Origin of the sequence: Nonomuraea indica (genome assembly GCF_002850745.1) — a bacterium.
Classification (GTDB): domain Bacteria; phylum Actinomycetota; class Actinomycetes; order Streptosporangiales; family Streptosporangiaceae; genus Nonomuraea; species Nonomuraea indica.
Genome location: NZ_KZ559473.1, coordinates 124,401 through 148,858, shown reverse-complemented (window position 1 = coordinate 148,858; position 24,458 = coordinate 124,401). Strand labels below are relative to the sequence as shown.

The 24,458-nt window shown below is 72.6% G+C and carries 15 protein-coding genes; 9 read left to right on the top strand and 6 right to left on the bottom strand.

Annotated features, from left to right (window positions below; all coding sequences use genetic code 11):
- Nucleotides 1-15: 15 nt before the first annotated feature.
- On the bottom strand, nt 16-2,598 hold the full coding sequence (glgP, locus tag CXR44_RS21300) for an alpha-glucan family phosphorylase (protein WP_101787849.1): 2,583 nt from the start codon (nt 2,596-2,598) through the stop codon (nt 16-18).
- 237 nt (nt 2,599-2,835) lie between these two features.
- Between glgP and CXR44_RS21295 the strand changes: the two genes are divergently transcribed.
- The 3 genes from CXR44_RS21295 to CXR44_RS21285 all read left to right on the top strand — a co-directional run bounded on the left by CXR44_RS21295 (nt 2,836) and on the right by CXR44_RS21285 (nt 8,132).
- A complete protein-coding gene (locus CXR44_RS21295; RefSeq protein WP_101787848.1) occupies nt 2,836-4,983 on the top strand; it encodes an alpha-1,4-glucan--maltose-1-phosphate maltosyltransferase in 2,148 nt (715 codons plus the stop codon).
- Between the two features lie 71 nt (nt 4,984-5,054).
- The gene (gene treS / locus CXR44_RS21290) at nt 5,055-6,755 is read left to right on the top strand and encodes a maltose alpha-D-glucosyltransferase (protein WP_101787847.1); all 1,701 of its coding nucleotides are present in this window, start codon (nt 5,055-5,057) and stop codon (nt 6,753-6,755) included.
- 3 nt (nt 6,756-6,758) lie between these two features.
- Nucleotides 6,759-8,132: a maltokinase N-terminal cap-like domain-containing protein gene (locus CXR44_RS21285; protein ID WP_101787846.1), complete on the top strand. Its 1,374-nt coding sequence runs from the start codon at nt 6,759-6,761 to the stop codon at nt 8,130-8,132.
- 40 nt (nt 8,133-8,172) lie between these two features.
- Here the strand turns inward: CXR44_RS21285 and CXR44_RS21280 are convergent, their stop codons facing one another.
- Entirely contained in the window at nt 8,173-9,027 is an 855-nt protein-coding gene (locus CXR44_RS21280) for an NAD(P)-dependent oxidoreductase (protein WP_101787845.1), read from the bottom strand.
- An 88-nt stretch (nt 9,028-9,115) separates the two neighbouring features.
- On the opposite strand from CXR44_RS21280, the gene CXR44_RS21275 reads away from it, so the two are divergent.
- Complete coding sequence (locus CXR44_RS21275) at nt 9,116-12,253, top strand: AfsR/SARP family transcriptional regulator (RefSeq protein ID WP_101787844.1); 3,138 nt, start codon at nt 9,116-9,118, stop codon at nt 12,251-12,253.
- Nucleotides 12,254-12,326: 73 nt separating this feature from the next.
- Here CXR44_RS21275 and CXR44_RS21270 read toward each other — a convergent pair whose 3' ends face one another.
- The gene (locus CXR44_RS21270) at nt 12,327-13,925 is read right to left on the bottom strand and encodes an MFS transporter (RefSeq protein ID WP_101787843.1); all 1,599 of its coding nucleotides are present in this window, start codon (nt 13,923-13,925) and stop codon (nt 12,327-12,329) included.
- A 136-nt stretch (nt 13,926-14,061) separates the two neighbouring features.
- On the opposite strand from CXR44_RS21270, the gene CXR44_RS21265 reads away from it, so the two are divergent.
- The 5 genes from CXR44_RS21265 (at nt 14,062) to sppA (ending at nt 22,221) form a co-directional block, all read left to right on the top strand.
- Entirely contained in the window at nt 14,062-14,739 is a 678-nt protein-coding gene (locus CXR44_RS21265) for a Tat pathway signal sequence domain protein (protein ID WP_180903624.1), read from the top strand.
- A gap of 1 nt (nt 14,740) precedes the next feature.
- On the top strand, nt 14,741-15,895 hold the full coding sequence (locus CXR44_RS21260) for a copper amine oxidase (RefSeq protein ID WP_101787841.1): 1,155 nt from the start codon (nt 14,741-14,743) through the stop codon (nt 15,893-15,895).
- A 136-nt stretch (nt 15,896-16,031) separates the two neighbouring features.
- A complete protein-coding gene (gene glgB / locus CXR44_RS21255; protein ID WP_101787840.1) occupies nt 16,032-18,227 on the top strand; it encodes a 1,4-alpha-glucan branching protein GlgB in 2,196 nt (731 codons plus the stop codon).
- 86 nt (nt 18,228-18,313) lie between these two features.
- Nucleotides 18,314-20,353 (top strand): S8 family peptidase, encoded by a 2,040-nt coding sequence (locus tag CXR44_RS21250; RefSeq protein WP_144070038.1) that lies wholly within the window; start codon nt 18,314-18,316, stop codon nt 20,351-20,353.
- 170 nt (nt 20,354-20,523) lie between these two features.
- On the top strand, nt 20,524-22,221 hold the full coding sequence (gene sppA / locus CXR44_RS21245; protein WP_101787838.1) for a signal peptide peptidase SppA: 1,698 nt from the start codon (nt 20,524-20,526) through the stop codon (nt 22,219-22,221).
- Here the strand turns inward: sppA and CXR44_RS21240 are convergent.
- The 3 genes from CXR44_RS21240 to CXR44_RS21230 form a co-directional block, all read right to left on the bottom strand.
- The gene (locus tag CXR44_RS21240) at nt 22,190-22,882 is read right to left on the bottom strand and encodes an HD domain-containing protein (RefSeq protein ID WP_101787837.1); all 693 of its coding nucleotides are present in this window, start codon (nt 22,880-22,882) and stop codon (nt 22,190-22,192) included. The two genes, sppA and CXR44_RS21240, sit on opposite strands and share 32 nt — an antisense overlap.
- Nucleotides 22,883-22,977: 95 nt before the next feature.
- On the bottom strand, nt 22,978-23,439 hold the full coding sequence (locus tag CXR44_RS21235) for a flavin reductase family protein (protein WP_101787836.1): 462 nt from the start codon (nt 23,437-23,439) through the stop codon (nt 22,978-22,980).
- A 78-nt stretch (nt 23,440-23,517) separates the two neighbouring features.
- Nucleotides 23,518-24,444 carry an ABC transporter substrate-binding protein gene (locus CXR44_RS21230; protein ID WP_101787835.1) on the bottom strand — a complete coding sequence of 309 codons (927 nt, stop codon included), beginning with the start codon at nt 24,442-24,444 and terminating at the stop codon, nt 23,518-23,520.
- Nucleotides 24,445-24,458 lie beyond the last annotated feature (14 nt).

Here is a 24,458-nt window from a genome sequence, read left to right as displayed (position 1 = left end):
CCGGCCCGCGCCGGCTCAGCGCAGCGTGCCGTTGGTCATCCCGACCGGCTCCTCGGGAACGGTGATCAGCCCCAGCTCGGCCGGCGAGGCGGCGAGCGGGTGGTGCGGCACCACGCGCACGGTGTAGCCGAACGGTCCGGTCCGGTCGAGCGGCACCACGCCGGTGTAGTGGGCGCGCCCGTCGTCGTCCACGTCGGCGGGCGTCAGCGTGAGGTAGGCCGGGTGCTCCAGCTCGTCGTGCGGCCCGACCCGGCCGTAGGCGGCCTGGACCAGCACGTCGTCGGGCGTGAGGTCGCCGAGCGCGATGGTGGCGCGCAGTTCGAGCGCGGCGCCCACCTCGGGGGTGTCGCCGACGCCGGAGCCCTCGACGTGCTCCACCCGCACCCCGGGCCACGCCTTGGCCACCCGCAGCCGCCAGGCCGCGAACGCCCTCGCCCCGGCGTGGGAGTCGGCCGACAGGGCGCGGGCGGCCCGCGCGGCCGGCGTGTAGAGGTCGACCACGTAGTCGCGCAGCATCCGGCCGGCCAGCACCTTGGGGCCGAGCGACACCAGCGTGTGCTTGACCATCTCCAGCCAGCGGCGCGGCAGCCCGTCGCCGGCCCGGTCGTAGAAGCGGTCGGACACCTCGTGCTCGATCAGGTCGTAGAGCGCCCCGGCCTCGAGCTCGTCGCGCCGGTCGGTGTCGAGCACGCCGTCGGCCGTGGGGATGGCCCAGCCGTTGGTGCCGTCGTACCACTCGTCCCACCAGCCGTCGCGGATCGACAGGTTGAGCCCGCCGTTCAGCGCCGACTTCATGCCCGAGGTGCCGGACGCCTCCAGCGGTCGCAGCGGGTTGTTCAGCCAGACGTCGCAGCCCTGCGTCATCAGCCGGCCGAGCGCCATGTCGTAGTCGGGCAGGAAGACGATGCGGTGCCGCACGTCGGCCTGGTCGGCGAACTTCACGATCTGCTGGATCAGCTTCTTGCCGCCCTCGTCGGCCGGGTGCGCCTTGCCCGCGATGACGATCTGGACCGGCTTGACCGGGTCGAGCAGCAGGCTGCGGAGCCGGTCCGGGTCGCGCAGCATGAGCGTGAGCCGCTTGTAGGAGGGCACCCGCCGGGCGAAGCCGATGGTCAGCACCTCGGGGTCGAGGGCCTCGTCGATCCAGCCGAGCTCGGCGTCGGAGGCGCCGCGGTCGCGCCAGGACCGGCGCAGCCTGACCCGGGCGTCCTCGACGAGGCGGCGCCGCAGGATGCCCCTGATCTCCCAGATCTCGTCGTCGGAGATCTTCTGCACGCCGTCCCAGCCGCGTCCCCGCTCGATCACGGACGGCAGCTCCCGTCCGGCCAGCTCCATCAGCTCGCGGCCGACCCAGGTGGGGGCGTGCACGCCGTTGGTGATGGAGCCGATCGGCACCTCGTCGAGGTCGAAGCCGGGCCACAGGCTCTTGAACATCTCCCGGCTGACCTGGCCGTGCAGCTCCGACACGCCGTTGACGCGCTGGGCGAGCCGCATGCCCATGATCGCCATGTTGAACCGGCCCGGATCCTCCTCGGCGCCGAGCGCGAGAATGCGCTCGACCTCCACGGTCGGCCAGGCGTTGTCGCCCCCGAAGTGGCGCTCGATCATGTCCTTGGGGAAACGGTCGATGCCGGCGGGCACGGGCGTGTGCGTGGTGAAGACGGTGCCGGCCCGGACGGCCTCGAGCGCCTCGTCGAACGACAGGCGGGCCTCGGTCAGCTCGCGGATGCGTTCGAGGCCGAGGAAGCCGGCGTGGCCCTCGTTGGTGTGGAACACCTCCGGCTCGGGATGACCGGTGATGCGGCAGTAGGCGCGGATGGCCCGCACGCCGCCGACGCCCAGCAGCAGCTCCTGCATCAGGCGGTGGTCGGTGCCGCCGCCGTAGAGGCGGTCGGTGACGTCGCGGGCGGCGGTGTCGTTGTCGGCCACGTCGGAGTCGAGCAGCAGCAGCGGCACCCGGCCCACCTGAGCCACCCAGATGTGCGCGTGCAGCGCGCGGCCCTCGGGCAGGCCGACCCGGATGTTGACCGGGGTGCCGTCCTGCTCCTTCAGCAGCGCCAGCGGCAGCCCGCCCGCGTCGAGCGACGGGTAGTGCTCCAGCTGCCAGCCCTCCGGGGAGAGCGACTGGGTGAAGTAGCCGTGGCGGTAGAGCAGGCCGACCGCGAGGATCGGCACGCCGAGGTCACTGGCGGCCTTGAGATGGTCGCCGGCCAGGATGCCGAGGCCGCCGGAGTACTGCGGCAGCGGGGCGGCGATCCCGTACTCGGGGGAGAAGTAGGCGATGGCCCGGGCGGCGTCCGGGAGGGTCTGGTACCACTTGGGCGCGGTCATGTACTCGCGCAGGTCGTCGGCCGCGTCGGCGAGGCGGCGCAGGAAGCGCCGGTCGACGGCCAGCTCGCCCAGCCTGGCCGGGTCGACGGCGCCGAGCAGCGCCACCGGGTCGTGCCCCACCTGTTGCCACAGGTGGGGATCGACCTCGGCGAAGAGGTCTGTGGTCTCGGGATGCCAGGACCAGCGCAGGTTGTGAACCAGCTCGCCGAGTGCGTTCAGCTCCCGGGGCAAGACGGTGCGTACGGTAAACCGGCGGATAGCTCTCACGTTCGTGCACCCTACGGGCTAGGAGGGACCTGTCAGACCCTCACCCTCAGCAGCGGCTTTCAAACCCCTTCCGGGAAGAAGCATGAAGAGAGACTATTGGGGCAACTTCCACCATTGTCAGTTCTCCCGGGGACACGGGAGGTCTATCCACTGCTGCCCACAATTTACATGCAAGGATCGTTCTTGCCACGGAAGCCTCCGGCGGCACCGAGCGTGCCGTCGCAACCTTGAGATGCGATGATCGGAAGAATTCCCATCACGGACATCCACCCTGTCGTCGACTGCGGGCAGTGGCCCGCCAAGGCCGTCGCCGGCGAGACCTTCGAGGTCTCCGCGACGGTGTTCCGAGAAGGTCACGACGCCGTGGCCGCGGGCGTGGTGCTCACCGCGCCCGACGGGCAGCGTGGTCGCCTGAAACCGATGCGTGAGCTCGCGCCCGGCACCGACCGCTGGGCGGTCGAGGTATGCCTGCCCGCCGAGGGCGACTGGCTCTTCCGGGTGGAGGCGTGGAGCGACCCGATCGCGACGTGGCTGCACGACGCCGAGATCAAGATCCCGCGCGGCATGGACGTCGACATGATGTGCGAGGAGGGCGCGCGGCTGTTCGAGCGCGCCGCCCGCGCCGTACGGCAGGCCGACTGCCCGGCGGCCGGCGGCCACACCACGCCGCAGGCCAGGAACGGACACATCCCCGCGCAGCCGCGATCCGCCAAGCAGGCCGCCAAGCCTGTCGGCAGGCAGGCCGGCAAGCCGGAGGACGGCTCCGCCGAGAGCGCCTGCGGGCACCGGGCGGCGCTGCTGGCCGTCGCGGCGACGCTGCGTGACGGCGACCGGGACCCGCGGGCCCGGCTGTCGGTGGTGCAGCTGCCCGAGACCGCGGCGTTGCTGGCGGCCCATCCGCTGCGTGACCTGGTGACCAGGTCACGGCCGCGGAAGATCCGGGTCAGCCGGCGCCGCGCCCTGTACGGCTCGTGGTACGAGTTCTTCCCCCGGTCGGAGGGGGCGGTCGTCGACGGGGCCGGCGTGTCGAAGTCGGGCACCTTCCAGACCGCGGCCAGGCGGTTGCCCGCCGTGGCCAGGATGGGCTTCGACGTCGTCTACCTGCCGCCGATCCACCCGATCGGGCACACCTTCCGCAAAGGGCGCAACAACACGCTCAGCCCGGAGGCCGACGACCCCGGCTCGCCGTGGGCGATCGGCTCGGAGGACGGCGGGCACGACGCGATCCACCCCGATCTGGGCACGATCGACGACTTCGACGCGTTCGTCGGTCGCGCCCGCGAGCTGGGCATGGAGGTCGCGCTGGACCTGGCGTTGCAGTGCTCCCCCGACCATCCGTGGGTCAGGGAGCACCCGGAGTGGTTCACGATCCGGGCCGACGGCTCGATCGCCTACGCCGAGAACCCGCCGAAGAAGTACCAGGACATCTACCCGCTCAACTTCGACCGGGACCCGGAGGGCCTCTACGCCGAGGTCAAGCGGGTCATCCGGCACTGGATGGACCACGGGGTGCGGATCTTCCGGGTGGACAACCCGCACACCAAGCCGGTGGCCTTCTGGGAGCGGATGCTGGCCGACATCCACGCCACCGACCCGGACGTGATCTTCCTGGCGGAGGCGTTCACCCGGCCGGCGATGCTGCAGACGCTGGCCAAGATCGGCTATCACCAGTCCTACACGTACTACACGTGGAAGAACTCCAAGTCCGACGTGGAGAGCTACCTGTCGGAGCTGGCCCACGAGACGTCGCACTTCCTGCGGCCCAACCTGTTCGTCAACACGCCCGACATCCTGCACGAGTATCTCCAGCACGGCGGGATACCGGCGTTCAAGATCAGGGCCGTGCTCGCCGCGATCGCGTCGCCGACGTGGGGCGTGTATTCCGGTTACGAACTCGGAGAAAATATCCCGGTTCGCCCGGGAAGCGAGGAATACCTCGATAGTGAGAAATATCAGTACAGGCCGCGTGATTGGGAATCAGCAGAGCGGGAAGGGCGCAGCCTCGCGCCGTTCATCACCCAGCTGAATTTGTTCCGAAGAGCCCATCCGGCTCTGCAGGAATTGCGTAACCTACGGTTCCACCGGGTGGACCAACCGGACATGGTCTGCGTCTCCAAGCGGCTCCCGGGCGCCTACGACACGGCCACACGACGGCACGCCATGGGCGACGTGGTCCTGGCGGTCATCAACCTCGACCCGCACCACACCCACGAGGCCATGGTCGACCTCGACATGCCGGCCCTCGGACTCGACTGGAACGCGGAGTTCGTGGTGGACGACGAACTGTCCGGGGAGTCGTATCGTTGGCGTCAGAGCAATTATGTGCGCCTCGATCCCCATATCCAGCCTGCCCACATCTTCACCGTCCGAGCCGCGCCACGGTAGATCAGAATTCAGCGGGGAGTCTTCGACGTGTGTGTTAGCGCCTCCCTCATGAGCCGGACCAAGGAGGGCTCATGAGCTCCACACCCATACCCAACTCCTTCGACGAGGAAAAGCCTCGCGACCCCTACTGGTACAAGCGTGCCGTCTTCTACGAGGTCCTGATCAGGGGCTTCTCCGACTCCAACGGTGACGGCACCGGCGACATCAAGGGCCTGATCGACAAGCTCGACTATCTGCAGTGGCTCGGCGTCGACTGCCTGTGGCTGCTGCCCCTGTACGAGTCGCCGCTGCGTGACGGCGGCTACGACATCGCCGACTTCATGAAGATCCTGCCCGAGTTCGGCGACCTGGGCGACTTCGTGAAGCTCGTCGACGAGGCGCACAAGCGCGGCATGCGGGTCATCGCCGACCTGGTGATGAACCACACCAGCGACGCCCATCCCTGGTTCCAGGCCTCGCGTCACGACCCGGAGGGCCCGTTCGGCGACTTCTACGTCTGGGCCGACGACGACTCCGGCTACTCCGACGCGCGGATCATCTTCATCGACACCGAGACGTCCAACTGGACCTACGACCCGGTGCGCGGCCAGTACTACTGGCACCGGTTCTTCCACCACCAGCCCGACCTCAACTACGACAACCCCGACGTCCAGGACGCGATGCTGGAGGTCCTGCGCTTCTGGCTCGACCTGGGCATCGACGGCTTCCGGCTGGACGCGGTGCCCTACCTGTTCGAGGAGGAGGGCACCAACTGCGAGAACCTGCCCAGGACGCACGAGTACCTCAAGCGCGTCCGGGCCGAGGTGGACCGCCTCTACCCCGACCGGGTGCTGCTGGCCGAGGCCAACCAGTGGCCGTCGGACGTGGTGGAGTACTTCGGCGACCCGGTCGGCGGAGGCGACGAGTGCCACATGGCCTTCCACTTCCCGCTGATGCCGCGCATCTTCATGGCGGTGCGCCGCGAGTCGCGCTACCCCATCTCCGAGATCCTGGCCCAGACGCCCAAGATCCCGGAGCACTGCCAGTGGGGCATCTTCCTCCGCAACCACGACGAGCTGACGCTCGAGATGGTGACGGACGAGGAACGCGACTACATGTACGCCGAGTACGCCAAGGACCCGCGGATGCGGGCCAACGTCGGCATCCGCCGGCGGCTGGCCCCGCTGCTGGAGAACGACCGCAACCAGATCGAGCTGTTCACCGCGCTGCTGCTGTCGCTGCCGGGCTCGCCGGTGCTCTACTACGGCGACGAGATCGGCATGGGCGACAACATCTGGCTCGGTGACCGCGACGGCGTGCGCACCCCCATGCAGTGGGACCCCGACCGCAACGCCGGGTTCTCCGACTGCGACCCGGGCCGGCTCTACCTGCCGGTGATCATGGACCCGATCTACGGCTACCAGGGCCTCAACGTCGAGGCGCAGCAGAAGAACGCGGGCTCGCTGCTCCACTGGACCCGTCGCATGATCGAGATCCGCAAGCGGCACCCGGTGTTCGGGCTGGGCGAGTTCGCCGAGCTCAACTCCTCCAACCCGAGCGTGCTGGCCTTCGTCCGTGAGCTGGGCGACGACCGCATGCTGTGCGTGAACAACCTCTCGCGCTTCCCGCAACCGGTGGAGCTTGATCTGCGGAGATTCGTCGGCGTCTCACCTGTCGAGACGATGGGCGGGGTCCCGTTCCCGCCAATTGGCGAACTTCCGTATCTTTTGACGCTTCCTGGGCATGGTTTCTACTGGTTCACCCTGCCGCCACCGCGCACCCAGGAGGAGTAAGACGTGCTCGACGAGCTCCTTGCCGCATGGATCGCCCGCCAGCGTTGGTTCGGCGGCAAGGGGCGCCCGATCGACGCCCTGTCGATCGAGTCGGACGTCACCCTCGACGCCGGCGACCCGGGCCTGCGCCACCTCGTCGTGTCGGTGCGGCAGGGCGGCTCCCTCGACCGCTACCAGCTCCTGCTGGGCATGCGCGGCGAGCTGCCCGAGCAGCTGAAGCACGCCCTGATCGGCCCGCACGGCCCGTACGCCTTCGACGGCGGCCCGTCACGCTCGGAGTGGGACGTCTACGACGCCGTCCACGACCCGGAGCTGACGGGCCGGCTGCTCGACTGCATGGCCGAGGACTGCGGCTGGGGCGAGGTGCGCTTCCGGCACCTGCCCGGCGTGTCCATCGACACCTCGCCGCGCAGCATGGTGCTGGGCGCCGAGCAGTCCAACACCTCCCTCGTGTACGGCGACGCCTACATCTGCAAGCTGTTCCGCCGGCTCATCCCCGGGATCAACCCCGAGCTGGAGATCGTCACCGCGCTGGCCGAGCGGGGCGCGCCGCACATCGCCCAGCCGTACGGGTGGATGGAAGCCGACCTCGACGGCACGCCCACCACGCTGGCGATCATGCAGGAGTTCCTGTCCAACTCCACCGACGGCTGGGACCTCGCGCTGACCAGCGTCCGCGACTTCTACAACCAGATGCCCGGCATCGCGGCGGGCGACGCCGGCGGCGACTTCGCCGCCGAGGCGCACCGCCTCGGCGCCGCCACCGCCCGCGTGCACCGGGAACTGGCCGCCGCCTTCCCCACCGACGTCGTCGAGGCGCACGACGTCAAGCGGATGGCGGAGGGGTTCCGGCGCAAGCTGGACGGGGCCGTGGCCGAGGTGCCCGAGCTGCGCGAGCACGTCGGCGCCATGGAGGCCGCCTACCACCGGGTGGAGGAACTGGCCGGAGAGGTGCCCGTGCAGCGGGTGCACGGCGACTACCACCTCGGCCAGGTGATGCGCACGACCGGCGACTGGGTGGTGCTCGACTTCGAGGGCGAGCCGGGCCAGCCGCTGGCCGAACGCCGCGCCCTGTCGTCGCCGCTGCGCGACGTGGCGGGAATGCTGCGCTCGTTCGACTACGCCGCCCGCCACCTGCTGGCCGACCAACCCGAAGCGGCCTCCCTGGAGGACCGCGCCGAGGAGTGGGCGACCCGCAACCGCGCCGCGTTCCTCGCCGGGTACGTGGAGGGCGGCGGCAGGATCTCGGCGGGCGACGCCGCCCTGCTGCGCGCGTTCGAGCTGTCCAAGGCGGTGTACGAGGTCGTCTACGAGGCCCGCAACCGCCCGGCCTGGATCCGCATCCCGCTCGCCGCCTTCCGCCGCGACGACCTGTGACAGGCCGGCCGACGGGCCGCGCGACGGGCCGGGCGACGGGTCAGCGGAGTTCCTCGGCCAGGCCGGACATGTCCTCGTCGCCGTGCCCGCGGGCGACCCGCCGCTCCATGACGGCCTTCAGGGGCGCCAGCAGGTCGAACGTGACGCCCTGGTCCCGGAACGCGGCGTCCAGGGTGGTCAGGGCCACCCGGTTGACCTCCAGGTTGGACACGTCGGTCGCGTGGTCCCCCGCGTCGATCTGCGCGCCCATGGGCGGCGTGATGGCGGCCATCGCGTGCAGCCACGGCACCAGCAGCGACTCGGTGAACTCGGCCACGGACCGCTTCTCCGAGGCGATCAGGGCCGCCGCACTCAGGAAGCCGGCGAACTGGCCGTACATGCCGGTGAGCATGGCCAGGTCGTACAGCGGGGCGAGGCCGGGGTCCGCGCCGAGGTAGCGCGGCTCGGCCAGGACGGCCAAAGTGTCCTCGTACCGCTCGAAGGCGGGCCTGGAGCCGCTGTAGAGGACGAGCGCGCCCGGCGCGCCGATCATCTGCGGCACCGCCATGATGCCGCCGTCCAGGTAGTCGCCGCCGTGCCCGGTCACCCACGCGCTCATCTCACGGGCCTCGGCCGGGCGGCCGTTGGTGAGGTTCAGCACGACGCGGCCCGTCAGGTCGGCGCCCTCCAGCGTCTGCCGGGTGGCGGCGTAGTCGAGCACGCAGACGACCACCAGCGGGCTCGCCCCCACGGCCTCGGCCGCGGTGGCGGCGACGACGGCCCCCTGGGCGGCCAGGGGCTCGGCCTTCGCGGCCGAACGGTTCCACACCGTGACCCGGTGGCCCGCCTTGAGCAGGGCTCCGGCCAGAGCGCTGCCCATGAGGCCGAGGCCGATGATCGAGATATCAGTCGACATTTCAGCGTTCCTTAGCTGTCGGGGTTGACGGAGTCCACTGTCGGTGGCTGCGGTTATGGTTCGGTTCGGAGAGGGTTATGGGGGGCTGATGCGATTCGGGGTGCTGGGCCCCTTGACGGTGTGGGGGCCGGAAGGCGAGCCCGTCCGGGTGCCCGAGGCGAAGGTCCGCGCGCTGCTGGCCGACCTGCTCGTCCACCTGCTCGTCCACCGCGGCGCGCCCGTCTCGGCCGACCGGCTGATCGCCGACCTGTGGGGCGAGCACCCGCCGGGCGACGCGCCCGGCGCACTGCGGGTGAAGGTGTCGCAGCTGCGCCGGGCGCTCGGCGACCGCGAGCTGGTCGCCTTCCGCTCACCCGGCTACCTGCTGCACGCCGCCCCCGAGGACGTCGACGCCGGCCGGTTCCGTGCCCTGCTCGACCAGGCCGGGCGCGGCGGGGACCTGCGGGCCCGGCGCGCGCTGCTCACCCAGGCGCTGGAGCTGTGGCGCGGGCCCGCGTACGCCGACTTCGCCGACGAGGAGTTCGCCCGCACCGAGATCGCCCGGCTGGACGAGCAGCGGCTGGCCGCCCTGGAGGAGCTGGCCGAGGTCCGCCTCGCGCTGGGCGAGCACGGTCAGCTCGCCGCCGAGCTGGCCGGCCCGGTCGCCGAGCATCCGCTGCGCGAGCGGCTGCGGGCCGCGCAGCTCCGCGCCCTGTACCAGGCGGGCCGGCAGAGCGAGGCGCTGGCGAGCTACGCCGACCTGCGCGAGCGGCTGGCCGCCGAGCTGGGCGTGGACCCCGGCCCCGAGCTGGTCGCGCTGCACCAGGCCATCCTGGAGCAGGACCCCGCGCTCGGGCCGCCCGTGCGGCCCCGCACCAACCTGCCCGCGCCGCTCACCCCCCTGATCGGCCGGGACGCCGCGGTGGCCGGGGTGCGGCGGCTCCTGTCGGCCAACCGGCTCGTCACGCTCGCGGGCCCGGGTGGGGTGGGCAAGACCAGGCTGGCGCTGGAGGCCGCCGCCGATCCGGGCAGGGACTTCCCCGGCGGCGTGTGGCTGGTCGAGCTGGCCGAGCTGCCGTCCGCCTCGCCGTCCGAGGTGGCGGAGGCCGTGGCCAAGGTGCTGGGGCTGCGTGACGACGTACCGGCCACCCCGCCCGACCGGCTCGCCGCCGCGCCGACCGACCGGCTCACCGCCGCGCCGACCGATCCCCGCGCCTCCGTGCCGACCGACCGGCTCGCCGCCGTGCTGGCGACCGGTGACACGCTGCTCGTGCTGGACAACTGCGAGCACGTGGTCGAGCAGGTCGCCGCGCTGGCCGAGCGGCTGCTGCGGGCCGCGCCCGGCCTGCGCATCCTGGCGACCGGCCAGGAGCCGCTGCGGATCGCGGGCGAGACGCTGTGGACGGTGCCGCCGCTCGACCCCGAGGCGGCCGCCGAGCTGCTGCGGGCCCGCGCGGGCGTCGAGCTGGACGACGAGGAGGCGGTCGCCGAGGTCTGCGCCCGCCTGGACGGGCTGCCACTCGCCCTCGAACTCGCCGCCACCCGCATGCGGGCGCTGACGCCGCGCGGGCTCGCCGACCGCCTCGACGACCGGTTCCGGGTGCTCGCCGCCGGTCGGCGCGGCGGTCCGGCACGGCAGCAGACGCTGCGCGCCATGATCGACTGGAGCTGGGAGCTGCTCACGGACGAGGAACGGCTCGTGCTGCGGCGGCTGGCCGTGCACGCCGGCGGCTGCACGCTGGACGCGGCCGAGGCCGTCTGCGCCGAGCCCGGCCTCGACGTGCTGGGCCCGCTGACCCGGCTGGTCGACCGGTCGCTGGTGGTGCGGACGGCCGACGGCCGATACCGGCTGCTGGAGTCCGTGGCCGCCTACTGCGTCGAACGGCTGGCCGAGGCGGGCGAGCTGGACGGGCTGCGGCTGCGCCACGTCCGGCACTACACGGCGCTGGCCGAGCGGGCGGAGCCGCACCTGCGCGGCCACGGGCAACGCCGCCACCTCGCGCTGCTCGACGCCGAGAGCGCCAACGTCCGGGCCGCGATCGAGCATGCCGTCCGGCTGGGCGCGGCCGACGAGGCGGTGCGGCTGGTCAACGCGATGGCGTGGTACTGGGTGCTGCGCGGCAGGCTGAGCGAGGGCCGCCGGGCGCTGGAGGCGGCGCTGTCGATCCGCGACGACGCCGAGGCGCGGCTCTGGCTCGACGGGCTGAGCCTGCTGTCCGGGCTGCTGCGCCCGGTGGACCCCGGCCTGTTCGAGGCCGTCCCCGACCCGCTCCGCCGGGCCAGGGCGCGGTGGTTCGCCGGCTTCGCCCTGTTCGGCTTCGCCGACCTGTCCGTGAGCCTGGGGCTGGTCGAGTCGGCGCTGGCCGCGTGCGAGGCGCTGGGCGACCGGTGGGGCACGGCCGCCGCGCTGAGCGTCCTGGCGAGCTGGGCCGGCATGCGCGGCGACCTCGCGGCGCTGCGCCGCGACGGCGAGCGTGGCCTGGCCCTGTTCCGCGAGGTCGGCGACCGGTGGGGCGAGATGCGCTCCGCCGAGAACCTCGGCACGCTCGCCGAGATCACCGGCGACTACGAGCGGGCCGCCGAGCTGCGCCGCGACGGGCTGCGGATGGCCGAGGAGCTGGGGCTGTGGGGCGCGGTCTGCGACGCGATGTCACGGCTGGGCCGGATCGCCATGCTGACCGGCGACCACGCGCTGGCGGACGACTACCACGAGCGGGCCAGGGCGCTGGCCGTGTCGCAGTCCAACCGGCCCGCGGAGGAGTTCGCCGAGATGGGGCTGGCGCTCGGCGCCCGCAGGCAGGGGCGGCTCGACCGGGCCGACCGGATCCTGCGCAAGTGGATCGGCTGGGTGCGGGAGGTGTCCGGCGCCCCGGGGGCGGCGCTGATCCTGGCCGAGCTGGGCTTCGTCGCCGAGCAGCGCGGCGACGCGGCCGCGGCCCTGGCGTTCCAGCTCGACGCGCTGGCGGCGGCCCGCCAGGTCGGCGATCCCCGGGCCGTCGCGCTGGCCCTGGAGGGCCTGGCGGGGGCCCGGGCGCTGGGCGGGGCGCACGAGGAGGCCGGCCGGCTGCTCGGCAAGGCCGCCGCGCTGCGCCGCTCGGTCGGCGCGCCGCTGCCGCCGGCGGAGCGGGGTGACGTCGACCGGATCACCGCCGTCGTCCGTGAGGCGCTGGGCGCGGAGGCGCTCGCCGCCGCCCGGGCCGACGGGGCCGGCGCCCCGCTCGGCACGCTCGTCCCCGCCGGGGTCTGACCCGCCTGTGCCCGGCCTCCGCCGGTGCCGTCGCCGGCGCCAGGCCGCTGATCCGGGTCCGGACGGCCGCCGGTCAGGACGCGGGCCTGGACGGCTCGTGCGGTCCCGTGCCGGCCGTCGCCACCTCCCGGGCGGGGAGGCCGGCGGGCCGGTCCTCGGGCGGGGTGTGACCGGTGGGAGGGACCTGACGCAGGGTGACCGCCGAGAGGACCGCCGCCACCGCGAGCACCACGGCACCGGCGACGGCCACCGCGACGAGTCCTTCGGTGAAGGCGGCCCTGGCGGCCGACAGCAGCTCCGCCGAGACCGGCCCCGGCTGTCCGGCGGCGACCGCCGCCGCGCCGCCGAGCGTGTCGCGGGCCGCCTGCGCCGCGTCGGCCGGCAGCCCGTCCGGGACGGCGAGCCGCGCCCGGTAGACGCCCGCGGCCAGGCTGCCGAAGAGCGCCAGCCCGAGCGCCCCGCCGAACTCCTGCGCCGTCTCCGACAGGGCCGCCGCCGATCCCGACCGCTCGGGCGGCGCCGCCCCCACCACCATGTCGGTGCCCAGCACCAGCAGCGGCGACCCGCCGAGGAAGAAGAGCACCTGCCCGGCCACCAGCGTTCCGAGCCCGGAGTCGGCGCCGACCCGCGCCAGCAGCACGAACCCGGCCACGCTCACCAGCAGGCCGGCCGCGCCGACGTACCCGGGCCGGAAGCGGCGGGCGAGTGCCGGCGACACCACGAACCCGATGAGCACCGCCGCGACGGGCGGCAGCGTCCACAGGCCCGCCTGCAGAGGTGTCAGGCCGGCGACGAGCTGCATGTACTGGCCGCCGAGCAGTCCCACTCCCGGGCCGACGAGGATGACCAGCATGAGCGAGCCCAGGGCGCCGCTGAACCGGCGCTCGGCGAACAGCTTCAGGTCGAGCAGGGGGTCGGCGAGCGTCCGCTGCCGCCGGACGAACAGCACGGCCAGCGCCAGCCCGGCCGCGACGGACAGCGCCGGGGTGAAGCCGGTCGTGCCCGACGCGAACTCCTTGATCCCGTAGATGGTGGCCAGCGCGGCCGCCACCGACAGCCCGACGCTGGTCAGGTCGAGCCGCCCGGCGCCCGGGTCACGGTACTCCGGCAGCAGCAGCGGCCCCGCCACCAGCAGCAGCGCCATCACCGGCGCGCCGAGCAGGAACGCCGACCCCCACCAGAAGTGCTCCAGCAGCACTCCGCCGACCAGCGGCCCGATCACCATGCCGCCGGTGAACCCGGTCATCCACAGGCTGATCGCCACCGTGCGCTGGGCCGGATCGTGGAACATGTTGCTGATCAACGACAGCACCGACGGCATCAGCGTGGCGCCCGCGATGCCGAGCAGCGCCCGGGCGGCGATCAGCAACTCGGCGCTCGGCGCGTAGGCGGCCAGCACGGAGGCCGCCCCGAACGCCGCCGCGCCGATCAGCAGGAGTCTGCGCCGGCCGATGCGGTCGCCGAGGGTTCCCATCGTGATCAGGAATCCGGCGATGAGGAACCCGTAGATGTCGTTGATCCACAACAGCTGGGTCCCGCTCGGCCGCAGGTCCTCGCTCAGGGCGGGGACGGCCAGGTGCAGCACGGAAACGTCGATGGACAGCAGGAGGGTGGGCAGGATGAGGACGGCCAGGCCGGTCCATTCGCGTTTGCCCGCACGTCGGATGCTCATGCGGGGAACCTATGACCTCAACGATGCTTGAGGTCAATGCCGGACACGGCCGCCGAATATCGCCGTTCCGCCGACAGCCGAGCGCCGTCCGGTTACTCTTCGCAGGTGTTCGCAAACGAAGAGTAAAGGAGGCGGCATGCGGCGAGTGGTGGTGCTCGCGGCCTCAGCGGTGGCGGTCACGGGTCTCGCGGCCTGCGTCCTGCTGCTGCCGGGTGACGGCGCGCCGGGCGGAGCGGGCGCGGCGCAAGCGGGCGGAGCCGCCCGCGCCGCCGCGCCCGGCCCCGCCGACCCGCTCACGACCGAGGAGATCCGGCGCGCCGCCGCCCTGGCGACCGCCGGGATGCGCTCCCACCTGGCCGCCGGGCGGGCGCAGTTGCTCTACGTCGAGCGCGACGACGCCAAGGACGGCGAGGGGGCGCGGCGGGCCGAGGCGTACGTCTACGACTACGCCCGCGACGAACTGACCGTGCGCACGGTGGACCTCGGTCAGGGCCGGGTCGTCCGCGAGGTCACCGACAGGGGGGTGCAGCCGCCGCCGTCCCGCCAGGAGGAGGCGCACGCCGCCGAGCTGCTGCTGCGTGATCCGAGGTTCGGCGACGGGGTCAGGAGCGCCTACCGCCGGGCCGCCGGCCGGGAGCTGGGCTCGGCGGCCGACCTGGCGCTGCGCGGGCTGATCCACTCCGCGCCGCGCGGGGCCTGCGCCAGGCACCGGTGCCTGCGCCTGTTCGTCCGGCTGCCCGACGGCACGTTCCTCGACACCAGCCGCATCGTCGTCGACCTGTCCGCCAAGAAGGTTCACACCCTGGAGTGGTGACGTGTTCCTCCGACTCGCCCTCGCGGCGTTCGTCGCCGCGGCGTCGCACGCCTCCCCCGCCGTGACGATCGCGGCGCCGGCCGCCGCCGCGTGCGCCGCCCCGTACCTGATCGACAAGACGCTGCCGAACGGCGCGCGCTGGCAGATGTGCTGGGAGATGCGCACGATCGAGGGGCTGACCCTGCGCAAGGTCGTCTACACGCCGCGGGGCGGCAGCCCGACCAGCGTGCTGCGCAGCGCCGCGCTCGCGCAGATCCACGTCCCGTACGACAGCGGCGAGCCGCGCTACCACGACATCGGCTCGCTGGGCGAGGCCGCGTTCGCGCTGACCAGCGGCGACTGCCCCGGCGGCGAGCGGCGCGCCGAGAAGGTGTGCGTCCTCGACCGGGCGCGCGGCCACGCGCACCTCAAGGACGGCTACGGCGACCCCGCCGAGCGCAGATCGCGGCAGGGGCGCGAGCTGGTGGTGCTGGCCGCCTACCAGGTGGGCTGGTACACCTACGTCTCCGAGTTCGTCTTCGGCGACGACGGCTCCATCACCCCGCGGCTGGGCGCCACGGGGTCGCTGGCCGGCACGGTGACCACGCCCCGGCACGGCTGGCCGATCGGCGTCGGGCACCGTCATTTCGAGGAGTCGCACAGCCACAACGTGTTCTGGCGGATGGACTTCGACGTCCACGGTGACGCGCGGGACGTGGTGGAGCAGTACGACTTCTCCGGCGACCGCACGAAGAAGCGCACGATGAGGCGCACCCCCTTCACCCGGGAGACGCGCGCCGTCAACCAGCGGATGCGCTGGTGGCGGGTGGTCGACCCGCGGGCGCTCAACGCCGACCGGCATCCGATGTCGTGGGAGATCAACAACTCCGACAGCGCCGAGTACCGCGGCCCCGCCGACGAGGCGTTCACCAGGGCCGACCTCTACGTCACGCAGTACAGGGCGTGCGAGCGGCTGGCCACCCAGAACCCGTCGCCGCGCTGCCGCAGGTCGGTGGACAAGTACGCCGGCCGGGAGCGGCTCACCGACCCGGTGCTGTGGGTGAACGTCGGCTTCCACCATGTCGCCCGCGACGAGGACGCCGACCCGATGCCGATCCACTGGCAGGGCTTCCGGATCACCCCGCGCGACGTGACGGCGAAGAATCCCACCCCCTAGCCGGACGAATCCCACCCGAACCCTCATCGCCCGGCTGCCATAAACGTGATATTCACAACTTCCGGTGATTGTCGCAATGAAAGCGGGCAGTGCCTGGGTTGGACGGTCGTCGTAGGGCAGGGTTGGGAGCATGCCGATGAGGACAGAGCTCGACCGCCTCGCGGGCGGGGCACACCATGATCCACACTCGATCCTGGGAGCGCACCCCGTCGCGGGAGGCATGACGTTCCGGGCCCTGCGCCCGCTCGCCGAGCGGGTGCGGGTGCTGCTGGACGACGGGACCGCCCACGACATGAGACACCAGGCCCACGGGGTCTTCGAGGTGACGGTCCCCGGGCTCGACAAGGTGCCCGACTACACGCTCAGCGTGCAGTACGCGGGCGGCGAGCCGCACGAGGTGCGCGACCCGTACCGGCACTGGCCCACGCTGGGCGAGGTGGACCTGCACCTCATCGGCGAGGGGCGGCACGAGCGGCTGTGGGAGGCGCTGGGCGCGCGGGTGATGCGGCACCAGGACGTCGACGGCACCGCCTTCGCCGTGTGGGCGCCGAACGCGCGCGGCATCCGGGTGGTCGGCGACTTCAACCACTGGGACGGCACCGCCCACCCCATGCGCTCGCTCGGCGCCTCGGGGGTGTGGGAGCTGTTCGTCCCCGGCATCGGCCCGGGCGAGCGGTACAAGTACCAGATTCTCGGCGCCGACGGGGTGTGGCGTGACAAGGCCGACCCGATGGCGCGGCGGACCGAGGTGCCGCCGCAGACGGCCTCGGTCGTCGAGCAGTCCGCCTACACCTGGCAGGACGACGAGTGGATGGCCGCCCGGCGCGCGAAGACGCCGCAGCAGGCCCCGATGAGCGTCTACGAGGTGCACCTGGGGTCGTGGCGGCCCGGCCTGTCCTACCTGGAGCTGGCCGAGCAGCTCGTGGAGTACGTGGTGGACCTGGGCTTCACGCACGTGGAGCTGCTCCCGGTGGCCGAGCACCCGTTCGGCGGGTCGTGGGGCTACCAGGTGACCTCCTACTACGCGCCGACGGCCAGGTTCGGCACGCCGGACGAGTTCCGGCACCTGGTCGACCGGCTGCACCAGGCGGGCGTCGGCGTGCTGCTCGACTGGGTGCCGGCGCACTTCCCCATGGACGACTGGGCGCTGGCCCGGTTCGACGGCACCCCGCTGTACGAGCACGCCGATCCGGCGCGTGGCGAGCATCCCGACTGGGGCACCTACGTCTTCGACTTCGGCCGCAGGGAGGTGCGCAACTTCCTGGTGGCCAACGCCGTCTACTGGCTGAAGGACTTCCACATCGACGGGCTGCGCGTGGACGCGGTCGCCTCGATGCTCTACCTCGACTACTCGCGGCGTGAGGGCGAGTGGACGCCCAACGTCTACGGTGGCCGGGAGAACCTCGACGCGGTCGAGTTCCTCAAGGAGATGAACTCCGTCGTCTACCGGGAGGCTCCGGGCATCTCGACCGTGGCCGAGGAGTCGACGGCCTGGCCGGGAGTGTCCCGGCCGGTGCACCTGGGCGGGCTCGGGTTCGGCTTCAAGTGGAACATGGGCTGGATGCACGACACGCTGGCCTACCTCCAGCACGAGCCGATCTTCCGGCAGTACCACCACCACCAGATGACGTTCTCGCTCATCTACGCCTACTCCGAGAACTACGTGCTGCCGCTGTCGCACGACGAGGTCGTGCACGGCAAGGGCTCGCTGCTGGGCAAGATGCCGGGCGACGAGTGGCAGCGCTTCGCGCAGCTGCGCGCGCTGCTGGCGTTCATGTGGGCGCATCCGGGCAAGCAGCTGCTGTTCATGGGCGGCGAGTTCGGCCAGGGGTCGGAGTGGTCGGAGGAACGCGGGCTCGACTGGTGGGTGCTGGAGTTCGACGGCCACCGGGGCGTGCAGCAGCTCGTCCGCGACCTCAACCGGCGCTACAAGGAGCTGCCGGCCCTGTGGGAGCGGGACACCGACCCCGAGGGGTTCCGCTGGATCGACGCCGACGACGCGCCGGGCAACACGTTCTCGTTCGTGCGTTACGCGGCCGACGGTTCGGCGCTGGCGTGCGTGGTCAACTTCAGCGGCGCGCCGCACGAGGACTACCGGCTCGGGCTGCCGTACGGCGGGGAGTGGGCCGAGGTGCTCAACACCGACGCCTACGACTACTGGGGCAGCGGGGTCGGCAACATGGGATCGGTGGAGGCGGTCGAGGAACCACGCCACGGGCTGCCCTACTCGACGCGGCTGCGGGTGCCGCCGCTGGGCGCGGTCTGGCTGTTCGCGGAACGCCCGGAGACCACCGAGATCCCCGAATCCGACAAGCCGGGAAATGTCGCATGAAAGTTGGCTGAGAAAGGGGGCGCGGATCTGTGCGCGCGGGGTGATTCCTCCTAGACTCCGAAGATCACCCCCTTCTCGGAGGACGCGTGCGACTTCGCCCCCTGACGGTGTGCTCCGTCGTGCTGGCCCTGCTCGTGACAGCCCCCTCGGTCCCGGCGTTCGCCGCGGAGCCCGTACCCGCGACGACGGCGACACCGGCGCCGACGCCCGCACCCGCGCCGGCCTCCGCCCCGGATCCCGGCCCGGCCGGCGAGCCGCAGCCCGAGGCCGCGGAGACCGGAGAAGCCGAGACCGAGCAGACGGGCGACGCGGGAGCTCAAGAGGCGGAGCCCGAGGGGACGCCGGGTCCCGGAGGGGCGGCGGAGAAGCTGGAGGACGGCCTGGCCCTGGACGAGGGCCGGGTGCGCGCCATCGTCGAGCTCACCGACCCCGGCCAGCACGCGCCCGTGGCCGCCCAGGCGGCCGAGGAGAGCGTCGACGTGGTGCTGCGCCCCCGGACGCAGCCGTTCATGGTCGTGGAGGGCACCGCGGAGGAGCTGGCCGCCCTGGCGGACGACCCGAGGGTGACGTCCATCCACCGTGACCGGGCCTATCCCCCGTCGCTGGCCTCCAGCCTCACGCTGATCGGCGCCGACCAGGCGCACGCCCGCGGCTTCACCGGCACCGGCCAGGCGGTGGCCGTCCTTGACACGGGGATCGACCGCGACCACCCGGCCTTCGCCGGCCGGATCGTGGAGGAGGCATGCTTCTCGGCCGTGGAGCCCGGAGTGGAGTCGCTCTGCCCGAACGGGCAGCCCACGCAGACCGGCGCCGGCGCCGCCGACGCCGAGACCGCCAAGTGCCTCGCCGGCGGCGTGAACCTGTGCGAGCACGGCAGCCATGTGGCGGGCATCGCCGCCGGCAACGGCGGCGTGGCGCCGGGGGCGGGGATCGTCGCGGTGCAGGTGTTCAGCCGGGTGAACGACGAGGAGATCTGCGGCGAGGCGTCGTGCCTGCTGGCGTACGAGTCGTCGCTGCGCCTGGCCATGGAGCACGTGGCCGGGCTGCAGCGGCCGGTCGCCGCCGTCAATCTCAGCCTGGGCGGCGGGCTGTACGACGCCTCCTGCGACGACACCGAGGAGGGCCGGGCCTTCAGGCCGGCCGTGGAGGCGCTGCTCGCCAAGGGGACCGCGACCGTGGTGGCGGCGGGCAACGAGTTCCACGAGGGCGTCGCCTTCCCCGCCTGCCTGTCCTCGACCGTCGCGGTCGGCGCGAACGACGACGCCGACGCCATCGCCGACTTCTCCAACCGGGGGCCGCTGCTCGACCTGTTCGCGCCGGGCGTGGACGTCGAGTCGGCGGTGCCGGACGACGCCGCGGCGGTGCACAGCGGCACCTCCATGGCGGCCCCGCACGTGGCCGGCGCGCTGGCGCTGCTGCGGGCGCAGTCGCCGCAGGCCCAGGTGACGGAGCTGGTGGACAAGCTCAAGGCGGCCGGCCGGCCGTACGCGTACGAGGCCGGCGGCGCGCAGGTGACCACGCCCCGGCTGGACGTGCTGGCGGCGCTGACCGGGTCGGCGCCGCAGCCGGGGATCAGCCAGAGCCCGGCCCCCGGCGGCCCCGGCCGCGATCCCGAGCCCGACCCGTCCGGCAGCAGCGGCCCCGCACCCACGCCGGACGACCCGGACGGCGACCCGCAGCCCGGGGATCCGGGCGCGGGCACCCCGCCGAGCCCCGTCCCGCTGCCCACGGTCACGGTCACGGTGACCGTCACGCCGAAGCCGGCGGCGACGGTCTGTACCCGCGGCGCCGTCGGCAAGCGCCTGACGGCCCAGAAGTGGGCCGTGGAGATCCACCGCAGCAGCGGCGCGATCCCCGACGCGACGCTCACCTGCTATCTGAAGCTCGTGCAGAAGGCCAGCAAGGTCTTCCCGGAGCTGACCCGCGCCTCGACGCTGGGCACGGCCTACCGGACGCTGAAGGCCACCGGGACGGCGAGGCAACGGCTGGACGCCGCGCTGCTCGTGGGCTGGCTCAACTGGGCGCACGGGACGAACGGCACCACGAAGCTCACCGGCGCGGAGAAGGTGCGGCTGAGCTCCAAGGCGACGACCGCCGCGCTGAAGAGGGCCGCCAGAAGCCTCTGATCCGTCGGGAACTCCCTCGGCGCCGGCAGCAAGGCGATCGGCTCGGCACGTCAACCGTTGATCCGCGCGTACCGAGGGCCGGCTCTCGTGAGGGGGCCGGCCCTCGGCCGTTCCCCAGGGGTTCGAACAGCGCAGCGCCGGTCCAAGATGTGTCGCTTAGGGTGGATTTCATGGACGCAGGCAAGGCGATCTTCGAAACCGTTGACAGGATCCGCCAGCGGCGCAACGCCCCGCTGGTACTGGAGCTCGATCTCACCGAAGGGCTCACCGAGGGACCGCCGAGCGACGCGCTCACCGCGGTGCTGTCCATGCGCAAGCCTCGCCTTTCGGACGTGCTGGCCGGTCTCCGGCGCGGCCGCGACGACTCCCGCGTCAGGGCGCTGGTCGTCAAGCTCGGCGGCCACCCGCTGGGGCTCGGCATGGTGCAGGAGCTGCGCCAGGCCGTGGCCAGATTCCGGGCGTCGGGCAAGCTGACCGTCGCCTTCGCCGAGACGTTCGGCGAGTTCGGCAACGGCACCGTGCCCTACTACCTGGCCAGCGCCTTCGAGCGCGTCTACCTGCAGCCGAGCGGCGACGTGGGCCTGACCGGCGTGGCGCTGGAGCAGCGCTTCGTCAAGGGCACGCTGGCCAAGCTGGGCATCGGCTACGAGATGGGCCAGCGCCACGAGTACAAGACCGCGGCCAACACCTTCACCCAGGACCACATGACCGAGCCGCACCGCGAGTCGATGGAGCGGATCGTCGAGTCGGTCGTGGAGCAGTTCGTCGCGGGCATCGCCGAGGGGCGCCGGCTCGACCCGGCCAAGGTGCGGGAGCTGGTGGACCGGGGCCCGTTCCTCGGCGCCGAGGCCGTGGAGGCCGGGCTGGTCGACCGGCTGGCCTACCGCGACGAGGTGTACGACGAGGTCAAGCAGGCCGCCGGGGACGACGCTCACCTGCTGTTCGTCTCCCGGTACGCGAAGGCCGCCGCCGTGCGCAAGTTGCCGAACCCCACGGCCGCCGGGATCGCGCTGGTGCACGGCAACGGGCAGATCAGGTCCGGCCGCAGCGGGCGCAGCCCGCTGGGCGGGGGCGGGGCGATGGGCTCCGACACGGTCGCCGCCGCGCTGCGCGCCGCCCGGCGCGACGACCACGTCAAGGCCGTGGTGTTCCGGGTGGACAGCCCCGGCGGCTCGTACGTCGCCTCCGACGTCATCTGGCGTGAGGTCGTGCTGACCCGCAGGGTCAAGCCGGTGATCGTGTCGATGGGCGACCTGGCGGCCTCGGGCGGCTACTTCGTCTCGATGGCCGCGGACGTCATCATCGCCCAGCCGGGCACGCTGACCGGGTCGATCGGCGTGTTCGGCGGCAAGCCGGTGGTGTCGGAGCTGCTGGACAAGATCGGGGTCAACTCCGAGCTGGTGGCCGAGGGCGCCAACGCCGGGATGTTCTCCACCACGCGCGCGTTCTCGCCGGAGCAGTGGGAACGGGTGAACGCCTGGCTGGACCGCATCTACGACGACTTCGTCGGCAAGGTGGCCGAGGCCCGCTCGCTGACCCGTGACCGCGCCCACGAGCTGGCCCGCGGCCGGGTCTGGACCGGGGCCGACGCCCGCGAGGGCGGCCTGGTGGACGAGCTGGGCGGCCTGGAGGACGCGCTGACGCTGGCCCGTGAGCGCGCCGGCCTCGCCCACGACGCGCCGGTGCGGGTCTACCCGCGGCTGAACCCGCTGGAGCGGCTGCGCCCGGCGGAGTCCAGCGAGGACAAGGCGGCGGCGCTGGCCCGGGTGCGGCTGGACGCGTGGGGGCCGCTGGCCCGCCTGTCCGCCGAGCTCGGCCTGCCGGCCACCGGCCCGCTCACTCTGCCGGGCTGGTACACGATCCGCTGAGTGTCCCGGTGTAGCCGTCATAGTCGTTCCAGCCGGGGTCGTTCACCAGGTCCCGCCAGGTGGGCCAGCTCTGCCCGGTCGCCTGGCGGACCAGCTCGCCGGGCACGGTGAACGGCGGCGCCTTGTGCGGCTTGGCGAGCGCCTGGCCGACGATCGCGTCGTGGAGCACGGCCGCGCCGTGCAGGCGCGGCAGCACGGCGTGGATCCGGTCGGCGTAGCCGGGCGGCAGCGCGGGGCCGTCCCCGCCGATGTCGTATCCGGCGCCGGCCGTGACCAGCGCGATCTCGGGCCGCTTGCGCAGGGCGATGTCGCGGCACAGGTGCAGCGCGATCGCGTCCCACACCACCTCGGTCCGCTCCGGCGGCACGCCCTGCTCGGCGAGCCATTCGGCGGCGAGGTCCGCGCCGTCGAGCTCGAAGCGCTGGTCGCCGTCGCCGCGGTCGCTGAGCCCGGCGTCGTGCAGCACGCAGCCCAGGAACAGCAGCTCGTCGTCGTAGTCGCGGCCGGGCAGCAGGCCCTGCCGTTCGCCGAGGAAACGGCCGTAGAGATAGGTGCGCATGCTGTGGTTGAAGACCGCCGGATGCTCGATGCTCCGCGCCAGGCGCATCGCCTTCAGCGTCAGAGATGTCCAGGGGAACGGCAGGTCTCCGTAGGCGTCCATCGCGTCGTCCTTCCTCCGGGACGCGCCGGGACGCGCCCCATCCTTCAGGGTAGCTGAAGCCTAGCCGAAGCTTCAGTCGCCCTGAAGGCCGGGGCTCACGGACCCATGGAGCGATACCGGCCGCGCAGGCGGACGAGGGGCTGGATGCCCGGCGTGACATAGCCGACCGCGAGCACCCGGCCCAGGAAGAGCGTGTGGTCGCCGGCGGGCACCACCTGGACCGTCTCGGCCTCCAGGGCCGCGACTCCCCCCTCGACGACCAGCGCACCCGAGTGCTCCCCCCGATGGTGGGGCGTGCCCGCCACGAGAAGGCGGGCGCTGGGCCGGCCGGCCGTGGCGAAGCGGCTGGCGACGGCGGCCTGGCCCGACGACAGCAGGGAGGCCGCCCAGCGGTCCTGGCGCAGCAGCACCTCGCAGAGGTAGCCGCGACTCGCCAGGCTGGCCAGGACCAGCGGGGGTTCCAGCGAGACGGACATGAGCGCCGACACGGTGGCGCCCAGGTCGTCACGATCGTCCCGTACGGTGATCACCGCCACGCCCGCGGCGAGCTGGGCCATGGCCTCGGTGAACAGGCCGTCGGCTGCCTCAGGCACGGCCGGGCCCCCCGGCGTGGCGGCGGGCCCGCGCCGGGCCGGTCAGCCCAGGCCGTTCGTGGTCAGCCATTCCTTGGCCACCGTGGCGGGCTCGTCCTTGTTCACGGAGATCTTCTGCATCATGTCGAGCAGCGACTGGGTCGTGAGCTTGGCGGACACGTCGTTGAGCACGGTCTTGACCGTGTCACTCGCCGCGGCCTTGTTGAGCAGCGGCGTGACGTTCTGGGCGGGGAAGATGTTCTTCGGGTCCTGCAGCGCCACCAGGCCGTTGGCGGCCATCTTGGGGTCGGTGCTGAAGACGTTGCCGACCTGGACGGTGCCGTCCTTGATCGCGTCGGCCGTGGTCGGGCCGGTGGGCTTCCACTCCTTGAACTCCAGCCCGTAGACCTCCTTGAAACGGGCCTCCCAGCGCTTCTTGAACTCCGGCGGGCCGCCGACGACCATGCTCTTCGACACCTTGGCCAGGTCCTCCATCGTGGTGAGGGAGTCCTTGGTCTGCGTCTCCTTGGTCACCGACAGGGTGTCCTTGTCCTCGGCGGGCGAGGAGTCGAGCACCTCCAGCTCGGGCGGCAGCTTCTCCTTCAGCGCCGCGTTGACCTCGTCGGTCGTGGCGGCCGTGGCCTTCAGGTCGACGAAGGCGAGCAGGTTGCCGTTGTACTCGGGCACGATCGTCAGCCCGCCGCTCTTGACCTGGTCGTAGACCACCTCGCGACTGCCGATGCGCGGCTTCTCCTCGACCTGCACGCCCTTGGCCTCCAGGGCCTGCGCGTAGATCGAGCCGAGCAGCACGCTCTCGTCGAAGTCGAACGACCCGATGACGGCCTTGCCGCCGCCGCCGGCCGGGGCCGACCCGCTGGGCGCGGCGCTGGTCGTGTCGAGCGGATTGCCCCCGCCCCCTCCGCCGCCGCAGGCCGTCAGGGTCAGCGCCGCCGACAGCAGCACCGCGGCGGTGCCGAACTTACCTCTCATCACGACTTCCTCTC

What these genes read in the sequence shown, in the direction of transcription:
- treS (WP_101787847.1), top strand. Translation starts at nt 5,055, where the DNA reads ATGAGCTCCACACCCATACCCAACTCCTTCGACGAGGAAAAGCCTCGC.
- CXR44_RS21295 (WP_101787848.1), top strand. Translation starts at nt 2,836, where the DNA reads ATGATCGGAAGAATTCCCATCACGGACATCCACCCTGTCGTCGACTGC.
- sppA (WP_101787838.1), top strand. Translation starts at nt 20,524, where the DNA reads ATGGACGCAGGCAAGGCGATCTTCGAAACCGTTGACAGGATCCGCCAG.
- CXR44_RS21275 (WP_101787844.1), top strand. Translation starts at nt 9,116, where the DNA reads ATGCGATTCGGGGTGCTGGGCCCCTTGACGGTGTGGGGGCCGGAAGGC.
- CXR44_RS21265 (WP_180903624.1), top strand. Translation starts at nt 14,062, where the DNA reads ATGCGGCGAGTGGTGGTGCTCGCGGCCTCAGCGGTGGCGGTCACGGGT.
- CXR44_RS21240 (WP_101787837.1), bottom strand. Translation starts at nt 22,882, where the DNA reads ATGGACGCCTACGGAGACCTGCCGTTCCCCTGGACATCTCTGACGCTG.
- CXR44_RS21280 (WP_101787845.1), bottom strand. Translation starts at nt 9,027, where the DNA reads ATGTCGACTGATATCTCGATCATCGGCCTCGGCCTCATGGGCAGCGCT.
- CXR44_RS21230 (WP_101787835.1), bottom strand. Translation starts at nt 24,444, where the DNA reads ATGAGAGGTAAGTTCGGCACCGCCGCGGTGCTGCTGTCGGCGGCGCTG.
- CXR44_RS21235 (WP_101787836.1), bottom strand. Translation starts at nt 23,439, where the DNA reads ATGGCCCAGCTCGCCGCGGGCGTGGCGGTGATCACCGTACGGGACGAT.
- glgB (WP_101787840.1), top strand. Translation starts at nt 16,032, where the DNA reads ATGAGGACAGAGCTCGACCGCCTCGCGGGCGGGGCACACCATGATCCA.
- CXR44_RS21270 (WP_101787843.1), bottom strand. Translation starts at nt 13,925, where the DNA reads ATGAGCATCCGACGTGCGGGCAAACGCGAATGGACCGGCCTGGCCGTC.